Below are 22,549 nucleotides of genomic sequence, written 5' to 3'. Positions count from 1 at the left end.
GGGGGTGTAGGCGGTGTACCAGCCGGGGTTTTCCAGCATGTTGCGCAGAATCACGGGCGGAACATGGGTGCCGGAGTACCCCATGCCGATGTAGCTGCGGAACACCTTATTCTTCTGCGCCACCGCTTTCAGGTCGGCCAGCGCCTGCGCCTCGGTCACGCCCGCGCCCGCGCTCAGGTCGCCCTTGAATTGAATGGCTTCGGGCAGGGTCGTTTCGGTCAGCTCGTCGAGGCTGCTCACGCCCAGCGCTTCAAGCATCTCGGCCTGCTCAGCCTCGCTGGGGCCGATGTGCCGGGCGGTAAAGTCATTGGTCTGGAGGAGGTCAGAGAGGGGTCTGGTCATGGGTGCTCCTTGGGGTGGCTCTGGGCTGTAGGCCATGAGCTTTGAGGAAAAAAAGAGGATTCAGCCTCGGTTGAAGAAGCTGTCACGACGAAAAAAGGGTGGGCCACCAGCCGCTTCTGGCTCATGGCCCACCACTCACGGCTCACGGCCCAGCTCAGTGCGCCTGCGCTTCGTAGGCCGCCGCGTCCAGCAGCTCGCCTTCTTCGGTCACTTCGATCTGGAACAGCCAGCCGCCTTCGTAGGGGGCGCTGTTGACCAGTTCGGGGTTGCCGCTCAGTTCTTCGTTGACGGCCACGATTTTGCCGCTGGCGGGAGCGTAGATGTCGGACGCGGTCTTGACCGACTCCACGACGGCGACGGCTTCGCCTTTCTCGACTTCGCGGCCCACTTCGGGCAGTTCGACGTACACCACATCACCGAGCTGGTCCTGGGCGTGGTCGGTGATCCCGACTTTGCCGTCCCCGGCGAGCCATTCGTGGGAGGTGGCGTATTTGCGGTCGGTGGGGGTGGTGGTCATGGTTTTATTCTCCTTAAGTTGAGTGAAGACTTGCTGATGGCGGCTAGACGAAGATGAAGGGCAAAAAGGCTGGACTTAGGCTAGAGCAGGAGCGGGCCTTTCGCCTCCCGCTTCAAGCCTTTTGGGTGTAGAAGGGCACGTCCGTTTTCGTCGCCGCGTGGTTCTTGCCGCGCACTTCGACTTCGAAGTCACTGACCTCGGCGGCGTCGGCGTCCACCAGCGCCAGGGCGATGGGGTAGCCGAGGCTGGGGCTGGTGCTGCCGCTGGTGACGTGGCCCACGACCTTGCCGCCCGCGTGCACGGGGTAGCCCTCACGCACGGGGACTTTTTCCAGCTTCAGGCCAATCAACTTTTTGCTGGGCGCCGCCTTCAGGCCCTCGCGCCCGTGGAATTCCTTGTCCTTCACGACCCAGGTGTAATGGCTGCTCAGCGGGTGAATTTCGTCGCTGAATTCGTGCCCGTAAAGGGGAAATCCGGCTTCCAGACGCAGCGTGTCGCGGGCGCCCAGGCCAGCAGGGGTGATGCCGATTTCCAGCAGCTTGTCCCACATCTCCTCGGCTTTCTCGGCGTCCACGAACACCTCGAAGCCGTCCTCGCCCGTGTACCCGGTGCGGGCCAGTTTCACGTCCTGCCCGAACAGCTTGGCCGAGAAGTAGGCGTTCTTCTTCTTAGTGCTGAGGTCGATGTCGGTGTGGGCGTTCAGCAGTTCTTCGGCCTTGGGGCCTTGCACGGCCAGCAGCGCCCACCTGTCGGACTCGTTGGTGAGCTTCACGTCGAAGTCGTGCAGATGGCGCTGAAGGTGCGCCCAGTCCTTGTCGATGTTGCTGGCGTTGACGACCATCAGGTACTCGCCTTCGGCGGCCATGTAGATGTAGATGTCGTCCACCAGCCCGCCTTTGTCGTTGGGCAGCCAGTTGTACTGGGCGCGTCCGGGCTTGAGCTTGCTCACGTCGTTGGGGGTGACGTGCTGCAAGAACTTCAGGGCGTCGGGGCCGGTGATGCGGAATTCGCCCATGTGAGAGACATCGAACACGCCTGCCGAGGTCCGCACGGCTTCGTGTTCGGCTTTCAGGCCGCTGTACTGCACGGGCATGTCCCAGCCGCCGAAGGGCACCATTCTGGCCCCGGCTTTCTGGTGCGCGGCATGCAGCGGCGTCCGCTTCAGCGGTGTGGCATTGGTTTCGGTCACAAGGAAACTTTAAGGGAAACCGGGGAAAAGCGTCCGGGGGGTATGGACAGGTCGGCAGGTAGGCTGCGGGGGTGACGCCTTCTTTTCTGCTCTCGCTGCTGCCCCCACCTGAGCTGAGCGCCCGTCTCGGCAACTTCCGCGACCGCCACGGCATCCGCGACGCGGCGGCGGTGCCTCACATCACGGTCAAGGCCCGCAGCGGCCTGGACGGGTCAGCGGGCGAAGTGGCACGGGCGGTCGCCTCAGGGCAGGCGCCTGTGCGGGTGGAGGTCGGCGGCCCCCGCCTTTTCCCCAAGGGCTCGGCGCTGTATTTGACGGTGCATAGCCCAGAGGCGATTCGGCTGCACCTGGCCCTGCTGGACGCCCTGAAACCACCCCGGCGTTTCGGGTACGAAGGGCCGCAGATGACGCCCCACCTGACGCTGGCCCTCGCCCGGCGCGGGGTAGATTTGCCAGAGCTGCTGACCGATGCCGAGCGGGAGTTTGCCGACCTGAAGGGTACGCCGTTCGTGTTCACAGCCCGCACCCTCACGCTGATGGAGAAGCCGGGGCCGGGTGGGGTTTATATACCGGTAGCGGAGTGGCCGCTGAGTGGGGGGGTGAGCGATTGACCAGAGGCTCCAGGGTTCACGTCCCAAAGCAGAGGGGGCAACCCAGTGATGCACCGAGTTGCCCCCTTGTTTTTTGTTCTTCGCTCAGCGGCTGGCAGGCACCAGGGCGAGGTCGCGCAGGGACACGTCGTTCAGGGTGGAGACGGCGCTCAGGGCCTGGCTGCTCGCCGCGAGATTCACGCGGTAGAGCGTGGTTTTGCCGCCACTGCTGACGCTGGCGTAGGCGGTGTTCATTCCGCTGATGTCGAAGCCGACCATGCCCGCCATGACGTTGACGCCGAGGGGAGCGACCGTCTTGAGGGTGCTGAACTGCGGCCCCACATCGTGCATGACCAGCACGTCCTGGGCGGCATCGAAGGAATAGAGCGCGGTGGTGCTGCCTGCCGGGACGCTGCCAGTCGCGCTGTCGTTGAAGCTGTTGGTGTACGCCGCCGCCACCAGTTCGGGGGTCTTACCCGCATTCACGTCGCCTGCGGCGTAGGCAAAGATGCCGTCGGGCGTGACGGTGCCAGCCGGGGAGGTCGAAGGCACCGGGGTCGCCCCCAGGGTCAGGCGGTAATTCATGTTGTTGGTGCCGATGACGCGCAGGCGGTTGGCGGAGGGGTTGAAGTCCACCGTCACGACTCCCTGACCTACCGCAGCGCTGTCCTGCGTCGCCGCGCCGGTCTGCGGGTCGATTCGGTAGAGGCGTCCGTTGCTGGTGGCGGCATACAAGCGTCCGTCGGTGTTGCGGTAGTCCAGGCTGACCAGGGTGTCGCCCGACGCCAGCCCGCTGATGGACAGGGTGCGGTAGCTGGCCGCCGCATTGTCGGTGCCGAACGTCGCCAGCATTCCGCTGGTCGTCAGGCCGTAGGCGGTGGTTCCCGAGGGGGCCGCTGGAGGGCTCACCCGGTTGCACGAAGCGAGAAGCAGGGTCAGGGAAGCGAGCGCGAGCTGGGGCAATCTCTTCATGGGTGGACCTCCGGGGGAACGGCAGGAGAGCGCAGGTCGTTCACCGACGCCCCGCTTCCGCGTTCAATTGATGCAGGCATGCAGTCTAGAGCTTCCTGCCCGCGCCGTGCGCCGTGTGGGAGAAGCCTCAGGCTTTCCACAAAGGTCGCCCCATAGAAGTCCGCAGGGCCGCTCAGTCGCCGCTCGCCACCACTCCTCTTTCCGTCGCCACCCAGTCCGCCCGCACGTCGTGGGCTTCACCGGGCAGCGCGGGCACCAGTAAGGGCGCGTACACCACACCGACTTTCAGGCCCGCGAAACCGGGCAGCAGGCGGTCGTAAAAACCCCCACCGTAGCCCAGGCGCACGCCGCGCAGGTCGTAGGCCAGCCCCGGCAGCAACACGGCGTCCACCGTGTTCAGCGCGACCTGCGGCGCGTCCTTGGGCGGTTGCAGGTATCCGGCGCGGCTGACCTCGGTGGCCGTCTCGTAGGGGTGGAGGGTGAGGTGGCGCTCGGGCTTGAAGCGGGTGCGGGTGGTCAGCAGCTCAAAGTCGCTTCGCAGCCCCGACACGTCCGGTTCGCCGCCCAGCGCGTGATAGGCGAGTACCCGCCGTGCACCCTGCTGTCGCAAGAAGGCGCGAAGGTGCCCAGTGACAGCCTGTGAATGGTCGGGCAGGTCTTTGCGGACGGCAAAAGCCCACTCGCGCCACTCGGCCTTGGAAGCGTCGGGCCGCAGCATCAGCGGCGGCGTCCCAGCAGAAACCAACCTGCCGCCGCCGCCAGAAAGCCGACTCCCACGTACGTCCACAGGTTGGGGCCAGCGGGCGCGGGCGTCACCGGGTTGTTGTAGGTGACGCCCTCCAATTCGTTGCCGAAATTGCCGTTGTTGACATTGTTGACGACCACGTCCGGCCCGTCGAGCGCGTCGGCGACGCTGCTGACCGCCGTGAAGATCAGGGCGTACTTGAGGATGTCGTAGCCGATGCCGTTCTGACGATAATAACTCTGCGGGTAGGGGTAGTAGCGCCCCGGCTGAAGCTGGTACTGGTACTGACTGCTGGGCGTGGCGCTGTAGGTGATGGCGCGGCGCGGCACCCCGGCGGGCAGCTTCACGTTTTTCCAGCCGCCGAGTTGCGTGCTGGTCACGCGGGCCGCCGCTGCCTTGTTCGCCGCACTCTGGGCCACCGCCGCGTTGGAGGGCAGGGTGGTGCGCTGGGTCGTGCTGGGGGTGCGCGTGCTGGGGGCCGTGCCGGGCGCGGTGTAGGGGCTGCGGCCCGCCGAATTGGCCGGAGGGCGCGGAGTCGAGGGCACGCGGTAGGTGGGCGTGCTGGGTGCACGGTAACTGGGCGGGCGCGAAGAACTGCCCGAGCTGCGGCTGCCGCCAAAGCCCCCGCCGCTGCTGCGCCGGGCCGCGTCGGCGTGCCCCCCCACCAGAGCGAGGCCCGTCAGGACAAGAACCAGGGTGCGTTTCATTGCCCCAGAGTACGCGCCGGGTGGCCTGCAAGTTCCGGCAGCGGAGACACTCTAGACGCCTGCGCCCCCCAGCATGGCACCGGGGGCTACACTGCCCGGCATGACGGCAAGGCCAGCGTTCGCCTATTTTTATTGGTTCGGAGTTCACCGGGCCTAGCTTTTTGCCGCTTTTTCGCCGCCCGGTGTCGCCCCCTCAGAGGCACGCCGGGCTTTTTCTTTCTCTCCCGTCCCCGACAAAGGAAGTCTGCCATGACCCATCCCCCTGCTCCTTCCACCACCGAAAACCTGCACGTCAGCGCCTTTACGCCCCTGGTCACGCCGCGCCAGCTCAAGGCCGAGGTGCCGCTGACCCCTGCCGCCGAAAAGACGGTGATTGCCGGACGCGAGGCCGCCCAGGACATTCTGGCGGGCCGCGATGACCGCCTGCTGGTCGTGGTGGGGCCGTGCAGCATCCACAATCAGGCCGAGGCGAGCGAATACGCCGAGCGACTGGCGGCGCTGCGCGAGCGGGTGAAAGACCGTTTGGAAGTGCAGATGCGCGTCTACGTGGACAAACCCCGCACGACGGTGGGCTGGCGCGGTTACCTGCTCGACCCCGACATGGACGGCAGCAACGACATGAACAAGGGCGTGCGCCGCACCCGCGAGCTGATGGTGGCGGTCAGCGAACTGGGCCTGCCCGTCGCCACCGAACTGCTCGACCCCTTCGCGCCGCAGTACCTCTTCGACGCGGTGGCCTGGGCCTGCCTGGGCGCACGCACCACCGAGTCGCAGACGCACCGGGTGATGTCCAGCGCCGTCAGCGCCCCGATGGGCTTTAAAAACGGCACGGGCGGCGGCATCAAGCTGGCGGTGGACGCCATCGTCGCCGCCAGTCATCCGCACGCCTTTTTCACCATCGACGACGACGGGCAGGCCGTGATTGTCCACACACGGGGCAACCCTTACGGGCACGTCATTCTGCGCGGGGGGCGCGGCGGCCCCAACTACGCGCCGTCCTTCGTGACCGAGGCCGCCGACCTGATGCGGGCCGCCGGACTGACCCCCGCCGTCATGGTGGACTGCTCGCACGCCAACTCGGGCAGCGACTGCACCCGGCAGCACCTCGTCTGGAACGACGTTCTGGGCCAGCGCCTCGCCGGACAGACGGCCCTGCGCGGCTTGATGCTCGAAAGCAACCTGGAAGCGGGCAAACAAGCCATTCCCAACGACGGCACGCCACTGCGCCGGGGCGTGAGCGTGACGGATGCCTGCGTGGGCTGGGACGAAACCGAAAAGCTGCTGCTGGAAGCGCACGAGCGGCTGGGAGGCTAAGAGGCGAACTGTCTCACCGTTAGACGGTCAAACCGCCGTGTGTCTGAATTTGCCGAGTGAAGAGAGAGGGGCCAACCTCTTCCCCTCTCCGTAACCCCTCCCACAGCCCCTTTTGCCGTCACGCGGCACACTGGGCGGGTGGCGAAATCGAACCCAGGCAAGACCTTCGGCGGCGGGCGGCCCCCCAGCCAGCGACCCAGCAAAATCTGTGCCCGCTGCGGCCTGCCCTTCAGCTGGCGCAAAAAGTGGGAGCGGGACTGGGAACAGGTCAAATACTGCTCGGAACGCTGCCGCCGGGAAGAACAGGCGTGACCGCAGCCCACACGCCGAATCTGGGACTGGTGTGCCTGACCGTCGGGCCGGAGGTACGCTTTCGCACGGTGACGCTCAGCCGCTACCGCGCCCTCTCGCCTGCCGAGCGCGAAGCCAAGTTGCTCGACCTCTACAGCAGCAACATCAAGACCCTGCGCGGGGCGGCTCAGTTTTGCGCGGCGCGGGGCATCCGGCTCTACCGCCTGAGTTCCAGCCTCTTTCCCATGCTCGACCTCGTGGGCGACGATACCGGGGAAGCCGTGCTGGGCCACCTCGCGCCGCTGCTGCTGGAGGCGGGACACGCCTTTGCCGACGCGGGCATTCGCGTGCTGATGCACCCGGAGCAGTTCATCGTGCTCAACAGTGACCGCCCCGAAGTGCGGGAGGCCAGCGTGCGGGCCATGTCCGCCCACGCCCGCGTGATGGACGGGCTGGGGCTGGAGCGCTCGACCTGGAACCTGCTGCTGCTGCACGGCGGCAAGGGTGGGCGCGGGGCCGAGTTGCAGGCCATCATTCCCGACCTGCCGGACGCCGTGCGGCTGCGCCTGGGATTGGAAAACGACGAACGGGCCTACAGTCCGGCGGAGTTGCTCCCCATCTGCGAGGCCACTGGCACGCCGCTGGTCTTCGACGCCCACCACCACGTCGTCCACGACAAACTGGACAGTCAGGAAGACCCCAGCGTGCGCGAGTGGGTGCTGCGTTCGCGGGCGACGTGGCAGCCTCCCGAATGGCAGATCGTTCACCTGAGTAACGGCATGGACGGCCCGCAGGACCGCCGCCACGCCCACCTGATCGCCGATTTTCCCAGCGCCTACGCCGACGTGCCCTGGATTGAGGTGGAGGCCAAGGGCAAGGAAGAAGCCATCGCCGCCCTGCGCCTGCACCCGCTGCTGAAGACCCCGGCCCCGTCCACCCCTGACACTGTGCCGCTAGAATGAAGCATGAGACACTTTGCAAGGTGGGGAGCGACCCTGAGCTTGGCGGCAGGACTGGGCACGGCGGGCTCGGCGGGGATTCTGGGCACTTCGCAGTCGGTCAGCACCAGCGCCTTTTGCCAGCAGTACAAATGCACGCTGCTGGACAACAGCGGGCGCGAGTGGCTGTATGACCTGAACGTGCCGGGCAGCCAGATGCTGCTGGTGCAGCGCGAGTCGAGCGAACCGGGCAGCCGCGTGACGGAAGTGAGCCTGCTCTCCGACAACGACGACGTGAATATCGACCTGGACCGCAAGACCTTCGGCGACGTGCAAAAGCTGGCGCTGGGCTTCGTGTCCAACGCGGGCCGCCTGGATGCCTGCTACACCCTCAACGGCGCGACCTACCGCATCATGGCGGACGCCCCCGACGAGCGCACCCGGCGCATCTACTGCGACTGGGACGAAGCCTACACCCGCTTCGTCATCGAGGCCGACCGCAACTATCTGGCCCGCACTGCGCCCGCCAGTGTACCGACCACTGGCCCCACCAAGCTCAACACCTGGGCGTTTACGGGTTGCAACGTGAACGGCAGCCCCAGCGAGTATCTGCCCACCGGCAAGCCCGCCCGCTGCACTCTAGTCATCACCACCAAGGGCGCGGCCTCGCAGGTCGTGCGGGCCGAGTTCCAGTACGAAATCGAGTATGTCCAAGACGGTCAGTACGTCAAGAAAATCCTGCCCGAAAAGGAATACTGGTGGCCGGGCCGGGCGCAGCAGCCGCTCGACCCCCGCGTGACGCAGCAGGGCCGCACGGTGAGCGCCAACCTCAGCCTCGCCATCAAGAGCGTGCCGGGCCGCCGCGTCATCAGCCTCAACACCATCGCCAAACTGACTTTCGCCAACGGCACAGTCAAGACGGCCTACGAGCCGCTGACCGTGCGCTGAGGCCCAGCCTGTTTCTCACCTTCCACACCCGCACCCCTTCGGAATCGTCAGCCCCGGTCTGATAAGCTGACCTACTTGTGAAGCCCCCTCGCCGCGCCCCGCTCCTGCCCGCCTTTCGGTGGCCCGCAGCGGGGCGCTTGGCGTTGGCCTGGCCGGGGCTGGCCGCGCTGCTTTCCTTTCTGGCGGTGTGGCTGGGTGCGCCTACCCCCGCGCCCGAAGTTCCGCCGCGCCTGACGGCGGGCAGCCTGACCCCACCACTCCCCGAACTGCGCCCCGCGCCGCAGCCTGCGCCCAGTGTGCCGCTGCCCGCCGCGCCGCCCCCCGAACCGCTGTGGCTGGCGCGGGCGCGTCCGCTGACACTGTGGCAAGCGGCCCAGTGGCAGGCTCCCTGCTGGCGTCCCCTGCTGGCGATGCTAGGGCGCTGGCAGCTTGAGGGCTGAGCGTTGAGAGCATTTTGCCCAGGAAAGAGCTGGCCTGGCTGCTTCGCCAGTCACGCCAAGCTTTCGCAAGGAGAGAGAGTCAAACCGCGAAACATTTCTTATGTCGAGTGCCCTAGACCCTCATCCCTTTACCCTCCCCCCTTCCCCCCAACGGAGTTTGCATGACCTACGGCAGTAAACAACCCCGCAAGATGAACGGCGCGAGCCGCCGCCCCCCACCACCGCGCAACAACAGCGCGAACAAGCCGAATCCCTGGACCGCCCTGCTGCTGCTGCTGACGCTGCTGGGCAGCCTGCTCTACATCTGGCGGCCCTGGGAACACCGCAACGACCCCTGGACGCTGTGGAACGACAACTACCAGTTCATGACGCTGGGCCTGGACCTCAAGGGCGGCCTGCGAATCGAACTCGCCCCCGAATCGGGCACGGCGACCCGTGAAGAACTCGACCGGGTCAAGACCGTCATCGAAAACCGCATCAACGCGCTGGGCGTGGCGGAACCCACCGTGACCGTCTCGGGCGGCAAGCGCGTGGTGGTCGAGATTCCGGGGGCCACGCCCGCCGTGCAGGACCGCGCCCGCAACATCATCAAGCAGACCGCCCGTCTCGAATTCCGCATCGTCCAGAACGGCGCGACGCCCAGCGAGACCCTGCGTGCCCAGAACCCCCGTTCGGGCGGCTACACCCTCTCGCAACTCGGCCCGGTGGTCGCCACGGGTGAAACCATCGCCAGCGCCACCTCGGGCACCAACCCGCAAACCGGCGAGTGGGTCGTCAACTTCCAGACCACCGACGCCGGGGCCAAGATTTTCGGCGACTTTACCGGCAAGAACGTGGGCAAGCTGATGGCAGTCGTACTCGACGATCAGATTCAGTCCGTCGCCACCATCAACCAGCGCCTCTTCCGCGACATCCAGATCAGCGGCAACTTCACGGCAGACGAAGCCAGCCAGCTCGCGCTGGTGCTCGAAGCCGGGGCGCTGCCCATCAAGGTCGTGACCGCCGCCGAGCGTTCCATCGGGCCTTCGCTGGGGGCCGACGCCATCCGCAGCGGCGCGATTGCCGCCCTGGTCGGTATCGGGCTGGTCTTCGTGATGCTGTTCGCCTACTACGGCTTCTGGTTCGGTCTGGTGGGCGCCCTCGGCCTGCTGTTTTCCGCCGTCATCATCCTGGGCATCCTGGGCGGCTTCGGCGCGACCCTGACGCTGCCCGGTATCGCCGGTCTGGTGCTGACCATCGGCGCGGCGGTGGACGGCAACGTGATTTCCTTCGAGCGCATCAAGGAAGAACTGGCCCGCGGCAAAGGCATCAAGAACTCCATCGGCGCGGGCTACGAACACTCGACCGCCGCCATTCTGGACGTGAACGCCTCGCACCTGCTCTCGGCGATGGCGCTCTACAACTACTCCACCGGGGCCGTGAAAGGTTTCGCCGTCACCCTGATCATCGGGGTCATCGCCTCGACCTTCTCGAACCTGGTGTTCGCCAAGTGGTTCATGGAATGGCTGGCCCAGCGCAAGCCCAACATGAGCGCCCCGCAGTGGATCAAGCAGACCAACTTCGACTTCATGAAGCCCGCCAAGGTCATTTCCACCCTGTCGGTGCTGCTCGCCCTCGCCGGGGGTGCGCTGGTGCTGACCAAGGGCCTGAACTACGGCGTGGACTTCGCGCCAGGCACGACCCTGACCACCCGCGTCGCCGCCGATGTGAGCACCGAGCAGGTGCGTAACGCGGTCATCGGCGCGGGCGTGGGCAAGGTCACGGGCCAGAGCGCCACCATTCAGCGCGACAACACCCCTGGTCAGCAGGGCGCGACCTACACGGTCAAGGTGCCCGAACTGACCACCGACGAGGTCAAGCAGCTCAGCGCCGCCATCACCAAGCTGCCGCAGGGGCAGGTCGCCGCCAGCGAAACGGTGGGGCCTGCCGTGGGCAAGGAACTCACCCAGAAGACCATCTACGCCGCGCTGCTGGGCTTGGCGCTGATTCTGGTGTACGTGGGCTTCCGCTTCGACTTCATCATGGGTCTGGGCAGCATTCTGGCCGCCATTCACGACGTGGCGATCGCCATGGGCCTCTTCGCGCTGCTGAACCTCGAATTTACGGTGGCGACGGTGGCGGCGCTGCTGACCCTGATCGGCTACTCGCTCAACGACTCGATCATCGTCTCGGACCGCATCCGCGAGAACCTGAAGACCATGCGCGGTCACTCCTACCGCGAAATCGTCAACGCCGCCATCAACCAGACCCTCTCGCGCACCGTCATGACTTCGGTCAGCACCATGCTGCCACTGGTCAGCCTGCTCATCTTCGGCGGCCCGGTGCTGCGCGACTTCAGCCTGATTCTGCTCGTCGGCATCCTGGTCGGCACCTATTCCTCCATCTACATCGTGGCCCCGCTGGTGGTCTACTTCGAGGAATGGCGTGAACGGAACAAGGCGAGCAAGCCAGTCGCCAGCTGAGAGCGGATGGCGAATAGCCGATAGCTGAAAGCAAAAAAAGCACCCCCCGCCATATCACTCGGCGGGGGTGCCTTTTGCCATCGGCCATCGGCTATCCGCAACAAGCCCTCAGCCATCCGCCTTCAGCTCGAATCCCCGCTTCGTCTCGTGCAGGCGGGCAAAGGCCACCTTGGGGTCATGCGGCGTGCAGATCAGGGCATTTTCCTCGAACCACTGCGGCAGGTACTTCTTGCGGTGTTCGAGGCAGGTGACGGGGTACAGGTCGTAGCCCATCACGTAGGGGTAGGGCGCGTGGGCGGTGGTGGGGACCAGATCGGCAGTGTAGACCAGGGTCTCCCCGCCCGAGCGCAGCACCACGCCCTGCTGTCCCAGGTTGTGGCCCGGCAGCGGCAGCACGCTCAGCCCCGGCAGCAGCTCGGTTTCGCCGTCCACAAGGTCAAACAGGCCCGCCTCGTGGATGGGCATGAAGGTGTCGGGGATGTAACTCGCCCGGCTGCGTTCGTGGGTGTGGGTGGCGTCGTGCCATTCCTGCTTTTGCACCACGTAGCGGGCATTGGGAAAGGTCGGCTCTCCGGTCAGGCCGGTGTTGCGCCCGCAGTGGTCGAAGTGCAGGTGGGTGTTGATGACGATGTCCACGTCGCCGGGTTCCACCCCCGCGTCACGCAGGCCCCGGAACACGGTTTCGTCACGCTCCAGGGCGTACATCTGCTCGAACTTCTCGCCGCCCCGGTCCCACATGCCCGTTTCGACCAGCACCGTCTTGCCGCCGAGCTTGATGAGAAGCGGGTTGATCCGCATCAGGATCCGGTTGTCCTCGTCGGGGGGCGCGACTTTTTCCCACAGCACGCGGGGAACCGTGCCGAACATCGCGCCGCCGTCGAGTCTAAAAGTGCCGTCGGTGAGCGAAAAGACTTCCGCTTCACCGACCTGCCGCCGCATGGTCCAGGTCATGCTGCCCACTTTAACCCGCCCCGGATCGCTGACCAAACGGGCGTTCGTTGGTTACCTGATGGCTGGTTATTTGGTAGGCGGCGGAGTGGTCACGTTGGGCGCGGTGCCCCAGCCGGAAAGCATCCCCGACGCGATTTCGCGGAAGATGGGCGCGGCCACCTGCGAGCCGTGATGTTCGCCCTGAGCGCCGTGCACCATGACCGCCAGGGTCACGCGGGGGGCGTCACAGGGGAAGAAGCCCGCGTAGGTGCTCTTGAATACGGTGTCCGAATAGCCGCTGCTCGTCGCCACCTGCGCCGTTCCGGTCTTGCCGCACAGGTCGTAACCGTCAATGGCGGCGAATTTGCCCTCGACCACCACGCTCTTGAGCATGTCGCGCACCGAGCGGGCGGCGGCAGCCCCCACGACCTCGCGGCGCTCTCCGGCGGGCGCACCGTCAATCAGGCGCGGCGCGACGTACACGCCATCATTTGCTACGGCGTTGTAGGCCGCCGCCACTTGCAGGGTCGTGCCGCTGACCCCCTGTCCGAAGGAGTTGGTGGCCCGCTCCAAGTCGTTCCACTTCTCGACAGGTTTCAGGATGCCCTGGGCGGTCACGGCGCCGGTCATGTCCACCTTCTGCCCGAAGCCGTAGGCCGCGAGGTAGCCGCGCAGCTTGGGGTAGGTGAAGCCCTCGACGATGTGCGACATGCCCACGTTCGAGGAGTAGCGCAGCACCTGCTGGGTGGTGAGGGTGGGGGGATGGGCCACGGCGTCCCCGATGTTGTGGCCCCAGCGCCCGCCGACATGACGCTGCATGGGCGTGCTGTAGACCGTGCCGGGCGTGGTCAGCCCGTCGTTGATGGCTGCCGCGATGGTCAGCGCCTTCATGGTCGAGCCGGGTTCGTAGGCGTCCAGGAAGGCACGGTTCTTGACCCGTTCCTGGGTGCCCGGCTTGCCGCGCCAGTTGCCGGGGTCGAACGGCGGATAGGTGGCGGCGGCCAGCACGCGGCCCGAACGGGTTTCGAGCATCACGAGGGCACCGTACTGTGCCCGGTGCTTCTGCACGCCCCGCGCCAGCGCCGCTTCGGCCATCGCCTGCGCCGCCGGGTCGAGGGTGAGTTGCACGTTCTGACCCGCCTTGAGGGTGTCGTCGTAGGTGCGCTCTATCCCTTCCAGACCGCCCGAGTCGCCCAGCATGCCGATGACCTGCCCGGCCAGATTGCCCTGGGGGTAGACCCGCTGTTTGCCCAGCGTGCGGGCGAGTACGGTGCCGTCGGCGGCCAGCACGCTGCCGCGCACGACTTCCTGACGGGGAGTAATGGTGTTGGGTGGCCCCCACTCGATTTGCGCGTAAGCCCACACCAGCGTGGCAAACATCAGCAGGGCGATGACCTGCATCCAGCGGGAGCGGTTACGGATTTTCAGTTCCATTGAATCTTCACCTTCAATCGTTCAGCAGGCGGTTGTGGCGGGGTGGGGAGCGTCTGGCTGCCCAGGTCGCGGCTGGTTTTGGGGGCTTCGGCAAAGCGAATCATGCCGTTTCGCAGCGCCCAGTTCTGCACCTGCGTTTCCGAGAGCAGCGACTGCACGCGCAGCTCACGGGTGTCGCGCTCCTGGGTCAGTTCGCTTTCCTGCCGCCGGGCATCGAGCAGTTCGGGCCGCACCTCGCGGGTGGCGTAGCGGGTCGAGAGCAGCGTCAGCGACAGCGCGGCGTACACCAGCAGCATCCGCACGGCGCGGGTCCGCCAGCGGTCGGGGTCGGCAGCCAGCCAGCGCCGGGGCATCAGGAGGCCTCCGCCGGACGCTCGGCCACGCGCAGTTTGGCGCTGCGGGCGCGGGGGTTACTCGCCTGCTCGGTCTCCGAGGCCACGATGGGCTTTTTGGTCAGGGGGGTCAGCACCTCGCTACCCAGCAAAAACCGCTTGACGATGCGGTCTTCGAGCGAGTGAAAGCTGATGACCGCCAGCCGCCCGCCGGGCGCAAGCAATCCCTCGGCGGCTTTCAGTCCGTCGCGCAGTGCCCCGAGTTCGTCGTTGACATAGATACGCAACGCCTGAAAGGTGCGCCGGGCGGGGTGAATGCCTTTGGAAAACCCCGGATAGGCCCGCTTGATGAGGTCGGCGAGTTGCACGGTGGTTTCGATGGGGGCTTTTTCCCGCGCCTGGACGATGAAGCGGGCAATACGCCGCGAATGCCGCTCCTCGCCGTACTCGTAAATCAGGGCGGCGAGTTCGCTTTCTTCGAGGTCGTTGACCACGTCGGCGGCGCTTTCACCGTCCTGACTCATGCGCATGTCGAGGGGTGCTTCGGAGTGGTACGAAAAGCCGCGCTCCACGTCGTCGAGCTGAAAGCTGCTCACGCCGATGTCGAGCAGGATGCCGTCCACCTGGGTCACGCCCTGAGCGAGCAGCAACTCGCCCATGTCGCGGTAATTGCCCTGAAGAACGTGCAGTCCCGGCAGCGCCGCCGCCCGCGCCCGTTCGAGGGCGTAGGGATCCTGGTCGATGCCGTAGACGGTCGCGCCACGCTCCAGCAGCAGCCGAGTATGTCCCGCGCCGCCGAGCGTGCCGTCGACAAAGATTTTGCCCGGTGCGGGGGCGAGGGCGTCGAGAATCTCGTCGGCCAGCACCGGAATGTGAGAAAGGGCGGTGGGGTCGGGGGTCAGGTCGGAGTCGGTTTCGGCAGTTTTGGAAAGGGAAAGGTTTCCCTGGGATGCAGTCATCATGGTCACGCCACAAAGTTGGCGAGAAGGTCGGGTTGAGGTGGCTCGGCTTGCACGGCGGCAATCGCCGCTTCCCAGCGCTGGGGATTCCAGAATTCCAGTCTGCCGGGCGCCCCGGCCACGATCACGTCGCTTTCCAGCCCTGCAAAGACGCGCAGGGTTTGGGGAACGCTGATCCGGCTCTGGTTGTCGAGCCGGGCTTTGCTGGCCCCGGAATAGAAAAACCGCACGAACGCCCGCGACCCGGCGTCCGTCAGGGGAAGACCTTCGAGTTGCTCTTCGACCCGTTTCCAGCCCGCCAGCGGAAAGGCGTAGAGGCAACCTTCCATGCCACGGGTCAGAATCATGCCGTCCTCCACGAACTCACGAAACGCCGGTGGCATCACCACGCGGCCTTTGTCGTCAATCGTGTAGGGGTATTCACCAAACGGCATTCTGGGCGTCCTCTCCTGGGCTTTTTCCCCACTGGCAGCGCCTCGGGGAGCTGGCCGCAATAAACAAATGGCAGCCCGGTCATTCGCAAAGCGAAAAAACCTGAACTGACGGTGAAAGTGTAACAGTGTTCACCACCTTTTACCACTGTTTCCCACCGTTCCCCCCAGCCTTTCCCCCATTTCGGCTTCGCTTCCCACCACCCCCGGATTTCGCCCGCCCCTCTGACTCCGCCTTCCCCCCTGCTGCTCACCCGTGGCGGGAACCCGGCCCGGCAAATCCTCTACCCTGAAGCCCATGTCTGGACGCCTCGCCCTGCAAGCCGGAGCCCTGCTCGCCGCCCTCAGCGTCGCCATCGGCGCGTTCGCGGCGCACGCCCTCAAGACCCGCCTCGACCCCGCCATGCTCGCCAACGTGGAGACGGCGGCCCGCTACCAGATGTACGCCGCGCTGGCCCTGATGGTTCTCGGCACACTGCCGGGCCAGACCCGTGCGCCGCTGCCGCTGCTGCTGGGGGCCATCATCTTCAGCGGTTCGCTCTACCTGATGGCCGTGACCGGGCTCCGCTGGCTGGGGGCCATCACGCCCATCGGCGGGGTGCTGCTGATAGCGGGTTTCGTGCTGGCTGCCCTCGACGCCAGGCGCTAGAGAATTAGGCCAGAGATTAGGCCTGGGCTGACGGCTCAATGCTCCTCGTAGAACGCCTCAATGCGGCTGCGGGCCAGTTCGGGATTCATCTTGATGGTGGTGTTGCGTATCCAGCGCAGTGGGCCGCCCACCTGACCGATCTGCCCCATCTGGCGCGAGCGGGCCACGGCGGCATTGGCATAGCGTTCGCGCCGCTTCTGGTAGGCAAACAGGGCCGTTTCCAGCCTCACTTCTTGGCCCAGCAGTTCGGCTAGGGCAGCGGCGTCTTCCAGCGCCTGCGCTGCGCCCTGGCCCAGATTGGGACTGGTGGCGTGGGCCGCGTCCCCGAGCAGGGCCACGTTCCCCCGCGACCACTGCGGCAGCGGTTCGAGGTCCTGAAGAAGGGTGGTTTGTAGCGTCTGCGGGTCGGTGGCTTCGAGAAGGTGCGCCACAGGCTGCGGAAACTGAGCATAGTGCTGCGCCACTTCGTTCAGGCTGGGACGTGCGCCCAGGTGGTCGGCAGAAAAAGCGGCGTGCCAGTAGACTTCGTCGTTTGCCAGGGGAAAGAAAGTGATGCGCCGCCCCGACCCCCAGATTTCCGTGAAGCTCCGCTGGAAGGCAGGCGGCAGGGCAGCACGGGCGACGCCACGCATGGCGACCTGCCCGGTGGGTTCCAGATGCACCTCGGGAAACATCAGGGCCCTGGCCCGTGACTGTGCGCCGTCGGCTGCCACAATCAGGTCGGCAACCACCTGCTGCCCATTGGCGAAGACGGCGTAGTGCTTGTCTCCCATGCGCCGCAGTTCCTGCAAGCGGAAGCCGGGAAAGAGAATTTGGGGGGGCAGGGCCGCCTGAAGCGCCTGATGCAGCGCCGCCCGCGAAACGGTGTGCAGGCCGTAGCCCTGGGCCTGCCTGACCTCACCCTGGTCACGGCGATAAAGCACCTGCCCCCCAGCGTCGAGAATCTGCATCTGGCGCAGCGGCACCCCGGCCCGGAAGACTTCGCCCAGGCCCAAGCGGTCCAGAATGCGGGCCGAATTTGGCGGGACGATGAGTCCGCCGCCTGCCCCCTTAATCTCGGCAGAGGCTTCGTAGACCTCCGCTTGCAGGCCACGAACCGTCAGGGCGCGGGCCAGCGCCAGCCCTCCTATGCCCGCCCCGATAATGGCCACACTTCTCGCCGCCGAAGAACCGTTCATACCCCTGCTGCTACAGACAGTCAGTTACCGGGACATTACCGCCGTACCAAATTCCACAAAAGCCGATCTATATCCCAGACGCTTCATACGGGTGCGTTCGCTCTTGCGCCAAGCGAAAGCGCCCCCTCGACCACAGCGGGGGCCAGGGGGCGAAGGACGCAGCAGTGTGCTTACTGGCTGAGCGCGCCGATGATGCTGAACATGGGGAGGAACATCCCGGCCACGATAAGGCCGACGATACCGCCGAGAAACACGATCATCATGGGTTCGATGGCGGCGGTCAGCGAGTCCACGGCCTCGTCCACTTCGCGGTCGTAGAAGTCGGCCACTTTGCCCAGCATGTTGTCGAGCGAACCGGTTTCTTCCCCGATGGCGACCATGCTGACCACCATCGGCGGAAAGACCTTGCTGGTCGCCAAGCTCGAACTCATCTGATCACCGGAGATGACCACGTTCTTGGCGTTGTCGATGGTTTCCTCGACAATCGCGTTGTTGGCGGTGCCCTTGGTAATTTCCAGCGATTCGATGATGTTCACGCCGCTGCTGATGAGCAGGCCGAAGGTGCGCGCGAAGGAACTGATGGCGCTCTTCTGGATCAGGTTGCCGAACACCGGCAGCCGGAGCTTGATGTCGTCAATGACATAGCGGCCCTTGGGGGTGCGGTAGTACCAGCGGTAGGCGAAGAAAATGACGCCCACAATGAGGAAAATAAACAGGCCCGACGAGCGCAGGAAGTCCGACACCGCCATCAGCATGCGCGTGATGAAGGGCAGGGGTGCGTTGAGCTGCGTCAGGATGCCCGCGAACTGCGGCACGATGGTGGTCAGCAGGAAGTAGGTGATGCCGAGCGCGAACACCAGCACGACCACCGGGTAGGTCAGGGCGCTCTTGATTTTGCCTTGCAGAGCGAGTTGCTTTTCCTGAAACTCGGCGATGCGGTCAAGAACCGTGTCCAGCGTCCCACTCGTTTCGCCGGCGCGGACCAGATTGATAAAAAGGCGACTGAATACTTTGGGGTGCTGCTGAAGGGCTTCACTCAGAGGTGTACCCGACTCGACGTCACCCCGCACCTTCTTGAGAACCGTCTCGAAGGTCTTGTTGTCCACCTGCCGCTGCAAAATCGCCAGCGACTGCACCAGCGGCACACCGGCGTTGATCAGGGTGGCGAGCTGTTTGCTGAAGACCGCCACCTGCTTGAGACCCGGGGGACGGTCGGTCAGGCCCGGAATCTTGACGTCGGCGTTCAGGCCCGTTTTGGGAGCCTTGATTTCGAGAATCATCAGGTTGCGGGCGCGGAGGGCGTCGCGGACCTGCGCTTCGCTCTCGGCGTCCATCTGGGATTTCAGGACCTTACCCTCCCGGTCCCGGGCGCGATATTCGTAGACCGGCATATGGGATGAGTATAGTCGTCAGGGTCTTGCGCGAACCTTACTGCGCCCCCCTGCCTATGTCTGATTTCCCGTCCGTTTCCGACCTCCTCGCCGACGCCCTGCGCGTGCTGGACGCGGGTGGAGTCGTCGCCTACCCCACCGAGACCGTGTGGGGACTGGCGGCCCGCCCCCACTTCGCCGCCGAGCTGTATGCCCGCAAAGGCCGCGAGGACACCAAGCCCCTGCAAGTGTCGTGCCCGGACCCCGCCAGTGCCCTGGCCCTGGCCCAGCCCAACCGCGCCCTGGACACCCTCAGCCGTGTCTGGCCCGGTCCACTGACCGTTATTGCCCCGGCCCGCCCGGAGCATCTGCCGGGTTGGGGAGCAGGCGCGTCCGCCGTCGCACCGGACGGCTGGGTGGGGCTGCGCGTTCCGGCCCAGGCCACTGCCCTGGCCCTGCTCCGCCGCGCCGGGCCACTGGCGACCACCAGCCTGAACCCCAGCGGTCAGCCCGCCGCGACCACCCAGGCCCAGGCCGCCGCTTACGGGCTGGCCGACCTGCTCCTGCCCGGTGAAGACGCCCCGGCAGGTCAGCCCGGTCACGGTCAACCCAGCACCGTGGTGCGCCTACCGGACGGCGAGCGCCCCGCCGAGGTGCTGCGCCAGGGCGCGGTAGGTGTGGAGGAATTGCGGGCGTGGCTGGCCCCCCTCGGCCTGGCTGTGGTAGTGCAGTGAGCGACCAGACACCCGTCCCCCACACGGCATCTGTGCAGGCCCTCATCGGAGCCGCCCTGCTCGCTTCGGGTCGCCCGGTGCGTCTGCGCGAACTGGCGGGCGTGCTGGGCCTCAGCGAAGACGCGGCGCTGCGGGCGGTGCAGGCTTTCGGGCGCGAACTGGAGCGGGCCGGACTGGGGTTCACTCTCGAAGCCGTAGCGGGAGGCTACCGCCTGATTGTTCCGCCGCACCTGTCGGGGCAACTCGCGCCGCTGCTCGCCCCCCCGCCGTTGCCGCCGCTGAGTACCGCCGCCCTGGAAGTCCTCGCCATCATCGCCTACCGCCAGCCCGTGACCCGCGCCGAAATCGAGGCCATGCGCGGGGCGAGCGCCGGAACTGTCGTGACCTTGCAGGAGCGCGAACTCGTCAAGGTCGTGGGCCGCAGCGACAGCGTGGGCAGCCCGCTGCTCTACGGCACCACCGAAAAATTCCTGCTGGAATTCGGACTGACCACCCTCAAAGATTTGCCTCCGCTGCCGGGCACCGACTTTTCGCATCTGCTGCGAAGCTAGCCCTGTCCCCACGTCGGCTAGACTCGGCGCGGGCCACCTCTACTTCTTTCCTACACCCGACCTGCCATGACTTCCAGCAACCTCGCCGACTTCGACTTTCTGCAACTCCTCTTGCTGCTCGCGGGCGGCAAGCGGACAGGCGTCCTGCGCGTAAGCCGGGGCGATGACCTGTTTCAGTGCTGGCTTGAGCAAGGCCGGGTCCGGGCCATTCAGCTCACGAGCGGCGAGCAGGAACTCGGCGGACTGGCGGCGCTCGTCTCGATGCTGCGCTCCCCGAGCGGGCGGTTTCAGTTCGACGAAGGACTGCTGCACCCCGACCCGCCGACCGACTCGCCACTGGACCCGCTCGCCTACGCCGCCCTGAGCGCCCTGCCCGAAATGGAACTGCCTTTCACGACGGCGGCCCGGATTCCCGACCCGGAGCGGCTCGACCTTTTCGACTGGACGCTTCAGGAAAAGCAGATTGTGGAAAAGATTCGCGCCCAGGTGCCGCTGGGTGAGCTGGCGCACGACCCGTTGGCGCGGCAGGTGGCGGCGCGGCTGGCCCGACTGGGCATCCTGCGGCCCCGCAAACTCCGGACGGCCCGGCTGCTGGTCACGGTGACGCATGACGTGTCCGGAGTGGTGCTGGTCGACGACATGATCGTGAACCGCTGGAAAAACGATCTGGTGCGGCTGCCGCAGTATGTCGGCGTGCGCGACGAGGGCGGCAAAAGTTACCGCTTTCCCCTGCGCGGTCACCCGGACTTGGGGGCGCTGATCTGTATTCCCCCGGACGTGCTAACCAAGACACGGCTCCGCGGAGGCGACAGCGTGCTGGTCAAACCGCTGTAGTCGTCCCGCCGAAGCACCCGGATTCAGTGCACCAGAAACAGCCTTGCGGCCACCAGCAGCACGATCAGGCCGTACATCCACTTGACGAACGCCGAGCCGCGCAGCATCGCCATGCGTGCGCCCACCGTCGCGCCGAGGGCGTTGGCAAGCCCCATCGGCAGGCCAATCCACCAGACCATCTGCCCGCCGATCAGAAAGGTGAGGAAAGCTCCGGCGTTGGTGGCAAAATTGATGGCGCGGGCGTTGCCGCTGGCCTTGACCAGATTGAACCCCGCCAGCGCGAACAGGAACATCAGGAAAGTGCCCGTGCCAGGGCCGAGAAAGCCGTCGTACATGCCGACCACGAACGCTCCAGGCAGGGTCAGCGCCAGCACGCGGGTGGTCAGGCCGGGGTAGCGGTCTTCCAGGCCAAATTTCTTGTTGGCGAGCACCAGCGCCCCCACCCCCAGAATCACGAACCCGACGAGCGTCTTGAAGGCGTCGGGGTCCACGAAGCGCACCAGGTACGCGCCCAGCGCACTCCCGGCCAGCGCCAGCGGAATCAGCCGCAGCACCAGCGCCCGCTCTATGTGGCCACCGCGCCAGTACTGCACCGTCGAACTCGCCGAGCCGAAAATCGCCAGCAATTTGTTGGTTGCCACCACCTGCGCGGGCGGCAGGCCCATGAAAAACAGCGTGGGCAGCGTGATGGTGCCGCCGCCACCCGCCACCGCGTCTATGAATCCGGCAAGAAAGGCGAGGGGCAGACCGTAAAGCAGCACTTCGGGAGCAGGCACGGGGAGGAGTGTACGCCCTTCTTCCAACTTTGCCCGTATGGTGGGCAGTGCATTCGAGGCCGGAGGCGAAGGAGAAACGCATGGTGGAAACAGTCGGCAAATCACTCGCCCTTGTTTATCTTCTGCCCTTGCTGGCGCTGGGCGTCTTTTTGCTGTGGCTGAGCCTTTACAGCCTTTGGGCTTACCTCTTCGGCGGCAAGACCGACGACCCCTACCAGTGGCCCGAGGTGGAGGGCGTGGTCAAAGCGCACCAGAGCGAGGCCGAATTTAGGGGAAACCGCGTCCCCGTGCCTTTTTCTAGCGGGCCACAGGTCGAGACGGTCAATGTCAAGGTTACGGTACAGCTTGCAGACGGCACGCTGGCCGATGTCTCTCCACCAGAGCTGTGGCAAATGCGTATCACGCAGCCCGCAGGCATGAGCTTCTCTGAATTTATGCAGGAGGTAGACCAGCTCGCTTTGGCCGAGGCCCGGCGGCGCCTGCCTGTGGGCAGCAGCCTCAAGGTGGCGGCTTCTCCCGGTCAGGGGGTGTCCAGTCAGGGGGTGTATAGGGGAAGCGACGGTAAGCGCTGGAGGGCGGCCTTTTCGAGAAAGACGAACGGCTCCAAGCCCCTCGCTATCCTCGTCATGCTCTTCATTCTGTGTTTCGGTATCGGCATCACGGCACAGGCGCTTCTCCTGCTGGGCAGCATCTTTGGTGAATGACCGCTGAGTCTCCAGCCGAGCGGGGAAAGCGAAGCGGACAGCGCCTATACTCCTCACCATGTCCAATATCTACACCGCCGAAGCCACCGCCACCGGAGGCCGCGCCGGAACCGCCCGCAGCAGCGACGACCGCCTGAACCTCGACCTCAGCGTGCCTGCCGAGATGGGCGGCGACGGCGGCCCCGGCACCAACCCCGAGCAACTGTTCGCCG

25 protein-coding genes and 2 pseudogenes are annotated in these 22,549 nt (G+C 65.9%); 13 read left to right on the top strand and 14 right to left on the bottom strand.

Annotated elements, in window-relative coordinates; genetic code table 11:
- The 3 genes and pseudogenes from Q4C89_RS08320 to gcvT form a co-directional block, all read right to left on the bottom strand.
- Nucleotides 1–342: pseudogene (locus Q4C89_RS08320) on the bottom strand (glycine dehydrogenase (aminomethyl-transferring)); the annotation flags it as partial.
- 154 nt (nucleotides 343–496) lie between these two features.
- Entirely contained in the window at nucleotides 497–859 is a 363-nt protein-coding gene (gene gcvH / locus Q4C89_RS08315; protein ID WP_303102139.1) for a glycine cleavage system protein GcvH, read from the bottom strand.
- A gap of 112 nt (nucleotides 860–971) precedes the next feature.
- A complete protein-coding gene (gene gcvT, locus Q4C89_RS08310) occupies nucleotides 972–2,048 on the bottom strand; it encodes a glycine cleavage system aminomethyltransferase GcvT (RefSeq protein ID WP_303102138.1) in 1,077 nt (358 codons plus the stop codon).
- Between the two features lie 71 nt (nucleotides 2,049–2,119).
- Between gcvT and Q4C89_RS08305 the strand changes: the two genes are divergently transcribed.
- Complete coding sequence (locus tag Q4C89_RS08305; RefSeq protein WP_303102137.1) at nucleotides 2,120–2,659, top strand: 2'-5' RNA ligase family protein; 540 nt, start codon at nucleotides 2,120–2,122, stop codon at nucleotides 2,657–2,659.
- A gap of 84 nt (nucleotides 2,660–2,743) precedes the next feature.
- Here the strand turns inward: Q4C89_RS08305 and Q4C89_RS08300 are convergent, their stop codons facing one another.
- From Q4C89_RS08300 to Q4C89_RS08290, 3 genes are all read right to left on the bottom strand, one after another.
- On the bottom strand, nucleotides 2,744–3,610 hold the full coding sequence (locus Q4C89_RS08300; RefSeq protein WP_303102136.1) for a DUF4394 domain-containing protein: 867 nt from the start codon (nucleotides 3,608–3,610) through the stop codon (nucleotides 2,744–2,746).
- 172 nt (nucleotides 3,611–3,782) lie between these two features.
- Complete coding sequence (locus Q4C89_RS08295) at nucleotides 3,783–4,328, bottom strand: 5-formyltetrahydrofolate cyclo-ligase (protein ID WP_303102140.1); 546 nt, start codon at nucleotides 4,326–4,328, stop codon at nucleotides 3,783–3,785.
- Nucleotides 4,328–5,062 (bottom strand): hypothetical protein, encoded by a 735-nt coding sequence (locus Q4C89_RS08290; RefSeq protein ID WP_303102135.1) that lies wholly within the window; start codon nucleotides 5,060–5,062, stop codon nucleotides 4,328–4,330. The genes Q4C89_RS08295 and Q4C89_RS08290 overlap by 1 nt, the downstream gene beginning before the upstream one ends.
- Before the next feature lie 249 nt (nucleotides 5,063–5,311).
- Here Q4C89_RS08290 and Q4C89_RS08285 point away from each other — a divergent pair, with 249 nt between their 5' ends.
- The 6 genes from Q4C89_RS08285 (at nucleotide 5,312) to secD (ending at nucleotide 11,455) form a co-directional block, all read left to right on the top strand.
- A complete protein-coding gene (locus Q4C89_RS08285; RefSeq protein WP_303102134.1) occupies nucleotides 5,312–6,376 on the top strand; it encodes a 3-deoxy-7-phosphoheptulonate synthase in 1,065 nt (354 codons plus the stop codon).
- Nucleotides 6,377–6,514: 138 nt separating this feature from the next.
- A complete protein-coding gene (locus Q4C89_RS08280; protein ID WP_303102133.1) occupies nucleotides 6,515–6,688 on the top strand; it encodes a DUF2256 domain-containing protein in 174 nt (57 codons plus the stop codon).
- Nucleotides 6,685–7,629, top strand: coding sequence for a UV DNA damage repair endonuclease UvsE (uvsE, locus tag Q4C89_RS08275; protein WP_303102132.1), 945 nt, complete (start codon nucleotides 6,685–6,687; stop codon nucleotides 7,627–7,629). Before Q4C89_RS08280 ends, uvsE begins: the two co-directional genes overlap by 4 nt.
- Before the next feature lie 3 nt (nucleotides 7,630–7,632).
- Nucleotides 7,633–8,553 (top strand): hypothetical protein, encoded by a 921-nt coding sequence (locus Q4C89_RS08270; RefSeq protein WP_303102131.1) that lies wholly within the window; start codon nucleotides 7,633–7,635, stop codon nucleotides 8,551–8,553.
- 77 nt (nucleotides 8,554–8,630) lie between these two features.
- A complete protein-coding gene (locus Q4C89_RS08265) occupies nucleotides 8,631–8,993 on the top strand; it encodes a hypothetical protein (RefSeq protein ID WP_303102130.1) in 363 nt (120 codons plus the stop codon).
- 161 nt (nucleotides 8,994–9,154) lie between these two features.
- A complete protein-coding gene (gene secD, locus Q4C89_RS08260; protein WP_303102129.1) occupies nucleotides 9,155–11,455 on the top strand; it encodes a protein translocase subunit SecD in 2,301 nt (766 codons plus the stop codon).
- A 108-nt stretch (nucleotides 11,456–11,563) separates the two neighbouring features.
- Here the strand turns inward: secD and Q4C89_RS08255 are convergent, their stop codons facing one another.
- The 5 genes from Q4C89_RS08255 to mraZ all read right to left on the bottom strand — a co-directional run bounded on the left by Q4C89_RS08255 (nucleotide 11,564) and on the right by mraZ (nucleotide 15,544).
- Complete coding sequence (locus tag Q4C89_RS08255; RefSeq protein WP_303102128.1) at nucleotides 11,564–12,406, bottom strand: MBL fold metallo-hydrolase; 843 nt, start codon at nucleotides 12,404–12,406, stop codon at nucleotides 11,564–11,566.
- 66 nt (nucleotides 12,407–12,472) lie between these two features.
- A complete protein-coding gene (locus Q4C89_RS08250; RefSeq protein WP_303102127.1) occupies nucleotides 12,473–13,819 on the bottom strand; it encodes a penicillin-binding protein 2 in 1,347 nt (448 codons plus the stop codon).
- A complete protein-coding gene (locus Q4C89_RS08245) occupies nucleotides 13,810–14,172 on the bottom strand; it encodes a hypothetical protein (protein WP_303102126.1) in 363 nt (120 codons plus the stop codon). The genes Q4C89_RS08250 and Q4C89_RS08245 overlap by 10 nt, the downstream gene beginning before the upstream one ends.
- A complete protein-coding gene (gene rsmH, locus Q4C89_RS08240; RefSeq protein WP_303102125.1) occupies nucleotides 14,172–15,119 on the bottom strand; it encodes a 16S rRNA (cytosine(1402)-N(4))-methyltransferase RsmH in 948 nt (315 codons plus the stop codon). The genes Q4C89_RS08245 and rsmH overlap by 1 nt, the downstream gene beginning before the upstream one ends.
- Complete coding sequence (gene mraZ / locus Q4C89_RS08235; protein WP_303102124.1) at nucleotides 15,116–15,544, bottom strand: division/cell wall cluster transcriptional repressor MraZ; 429 nt, start codon at nucleotides 15,542–15,544, stop codon at nucleotides 15,116–15,118. The genes rsmH and mraZ overlap by 4 nt, the downstream gene beginning before the upstream one ends.
- 295 nt (nucleotides 15,545–15,839) lie before the next feature.
- Here mraZ and Q4C89_RS08230 point away from each other — a divergent pair, with 295 nt between their 5' ends.
- Nucleotides 15,840–16,190, top strand: a complete 351-nt coding sequence (locus tag Q4C89_RS08230; protein WP_303102123.1) for a DUF423 domain-containing protein — start codon at nucleotides 15,840–15,842, stop codon at nucleotides 16,188–16,190.
- Between the two features lie 35 nt (nucleotides 16,191–16,225).
- On the opposite strand, the gene Q4C89_RS08225 is transcribed toward Q4C89_RS08230, so the two are convergent.
- Entirely contained in the window at nucleotides 16,226–17,368 is a 1,143-nt protein-coding gene (locus tag Q4C89_RS08225) for an FAD-dependent monooxygenase (protein WP_303102122.1), read from the bottom strand.
- A gap of 170 nt (nucleotides 17,369–17,538) precedes the next feature.
- Nucleotides 17,539–18,759: a type II secretion system F family protein gene (locus Q4C89_RS08220; RefSeq protein WP_303102121.1), complete on the bottom strand. Its 1,221-nt coding sequence runs from the start codon at nucleotides 18,757–18,759 to the stop codon at nucleotides 17,539–17,541.
- A gap of 56 nt (nucleotides 18,760–18,815) precedes the next feature.
- On the opposite strand from Q4C89_RS08220, the gene Q4C89_RS08215 reads away from it, so the two are divergent.
- The 3 genes from Q4C89_RS08215 (at nucleotide 18,816) to Q4C89_RS08205 (ending at nucleotide 20,857) form a co-directional block, all read left to right on the top strand.
- Entirely contained in the window at nucleotides 18,816–19,472 is a 657-nt protein-coding gene (locus tag Q4C89_RS08215) for an L-threonylcarbamoyladenylate synthase (RefSeq protein WP_303102120.1), read from the top strand.
- A gap of 32 nt (nucleotides 19,473–19,504) precedes the next feature.
- A complete protein-coding gene (gene scpB, locus Q4C89_RS08210) occupies nucleotides 19,505–20,023 on the top strand; it encodes an SMC-Scp complex subunit ScpB (RefSeq protein ID WP_303102119.1) in 519 nt (172 codons plus the stop codon).
- Nucleotides 20,024–20,089: 66 nt separating this feature from the next.
- Nucleotides 20,090–20,857, top strand: coding sequence for a DUF4388 domain-containing protein (locus tag Q4C89_RS08205; protein WP_303102118.1), 768 nt, complete (start codon nucleotides 20,090–20,092; stop codon nucleotides 20,855–20,857).
- Nucleotides 20,858–20,880: 23 nt separating this feature from the next.
- Here the strand turns inward: Q4C89_RS08205 and Q4C89_RS08200 are convergent, their stop codons facing one another.
- Nucleotides 20,881–21,633, bottom strand: a complete 753-nt coding sequence (locus Q4C89_RS08200) for a TSUP family transporter (protein WP_303102117.1) — start codon at nucleotides 21,631–21,633, stop codon at nucleotides 20,881–20,883.
- 80 nt (nucleotides 21,634–21,713) lie between these two features.
- Here Q4C89_RS08200 and Q4C89_RS08195 point away from each other — a divergent pair, with 80 nt between their 5' ends.
- Both Q4C89_RS08195 and Q4C89_RS08190 read left to right on the top strand, forming a co-directional pair.
- On the top strand, nucleotides 21,714–22,337 hold the full coding sequence (locus Q4C89_RS08195) for a hypothetical protein (RefSeq protein WP_303102116.1): 624 nt from the start codon (nucleotides 21,714–21,716) through the stop codon (nucleotides 22,335–22,337).
- 58 nt (nucleotides 22,338–22,395) lie between these two features.
- Nucleotides 22,396–22,549: pseudogene (locus tag Q4C89_RS08190) on the top strand (osmotically inducible protein C); the annotation flags it as partial.

It is taken from the genome of Deinococcus sp. (genome assembly GCF_030523985.1).
Taxonomy (GTDB): Bacteria; Deinococcota; Deinococci; order Deinococcales; family Deinococcaceae; genus Deinococcus.
Note: the sequence above shows the minus strand (reverse complement) of the source record. Positions and strands in the feature narration are given on the sequence as shown.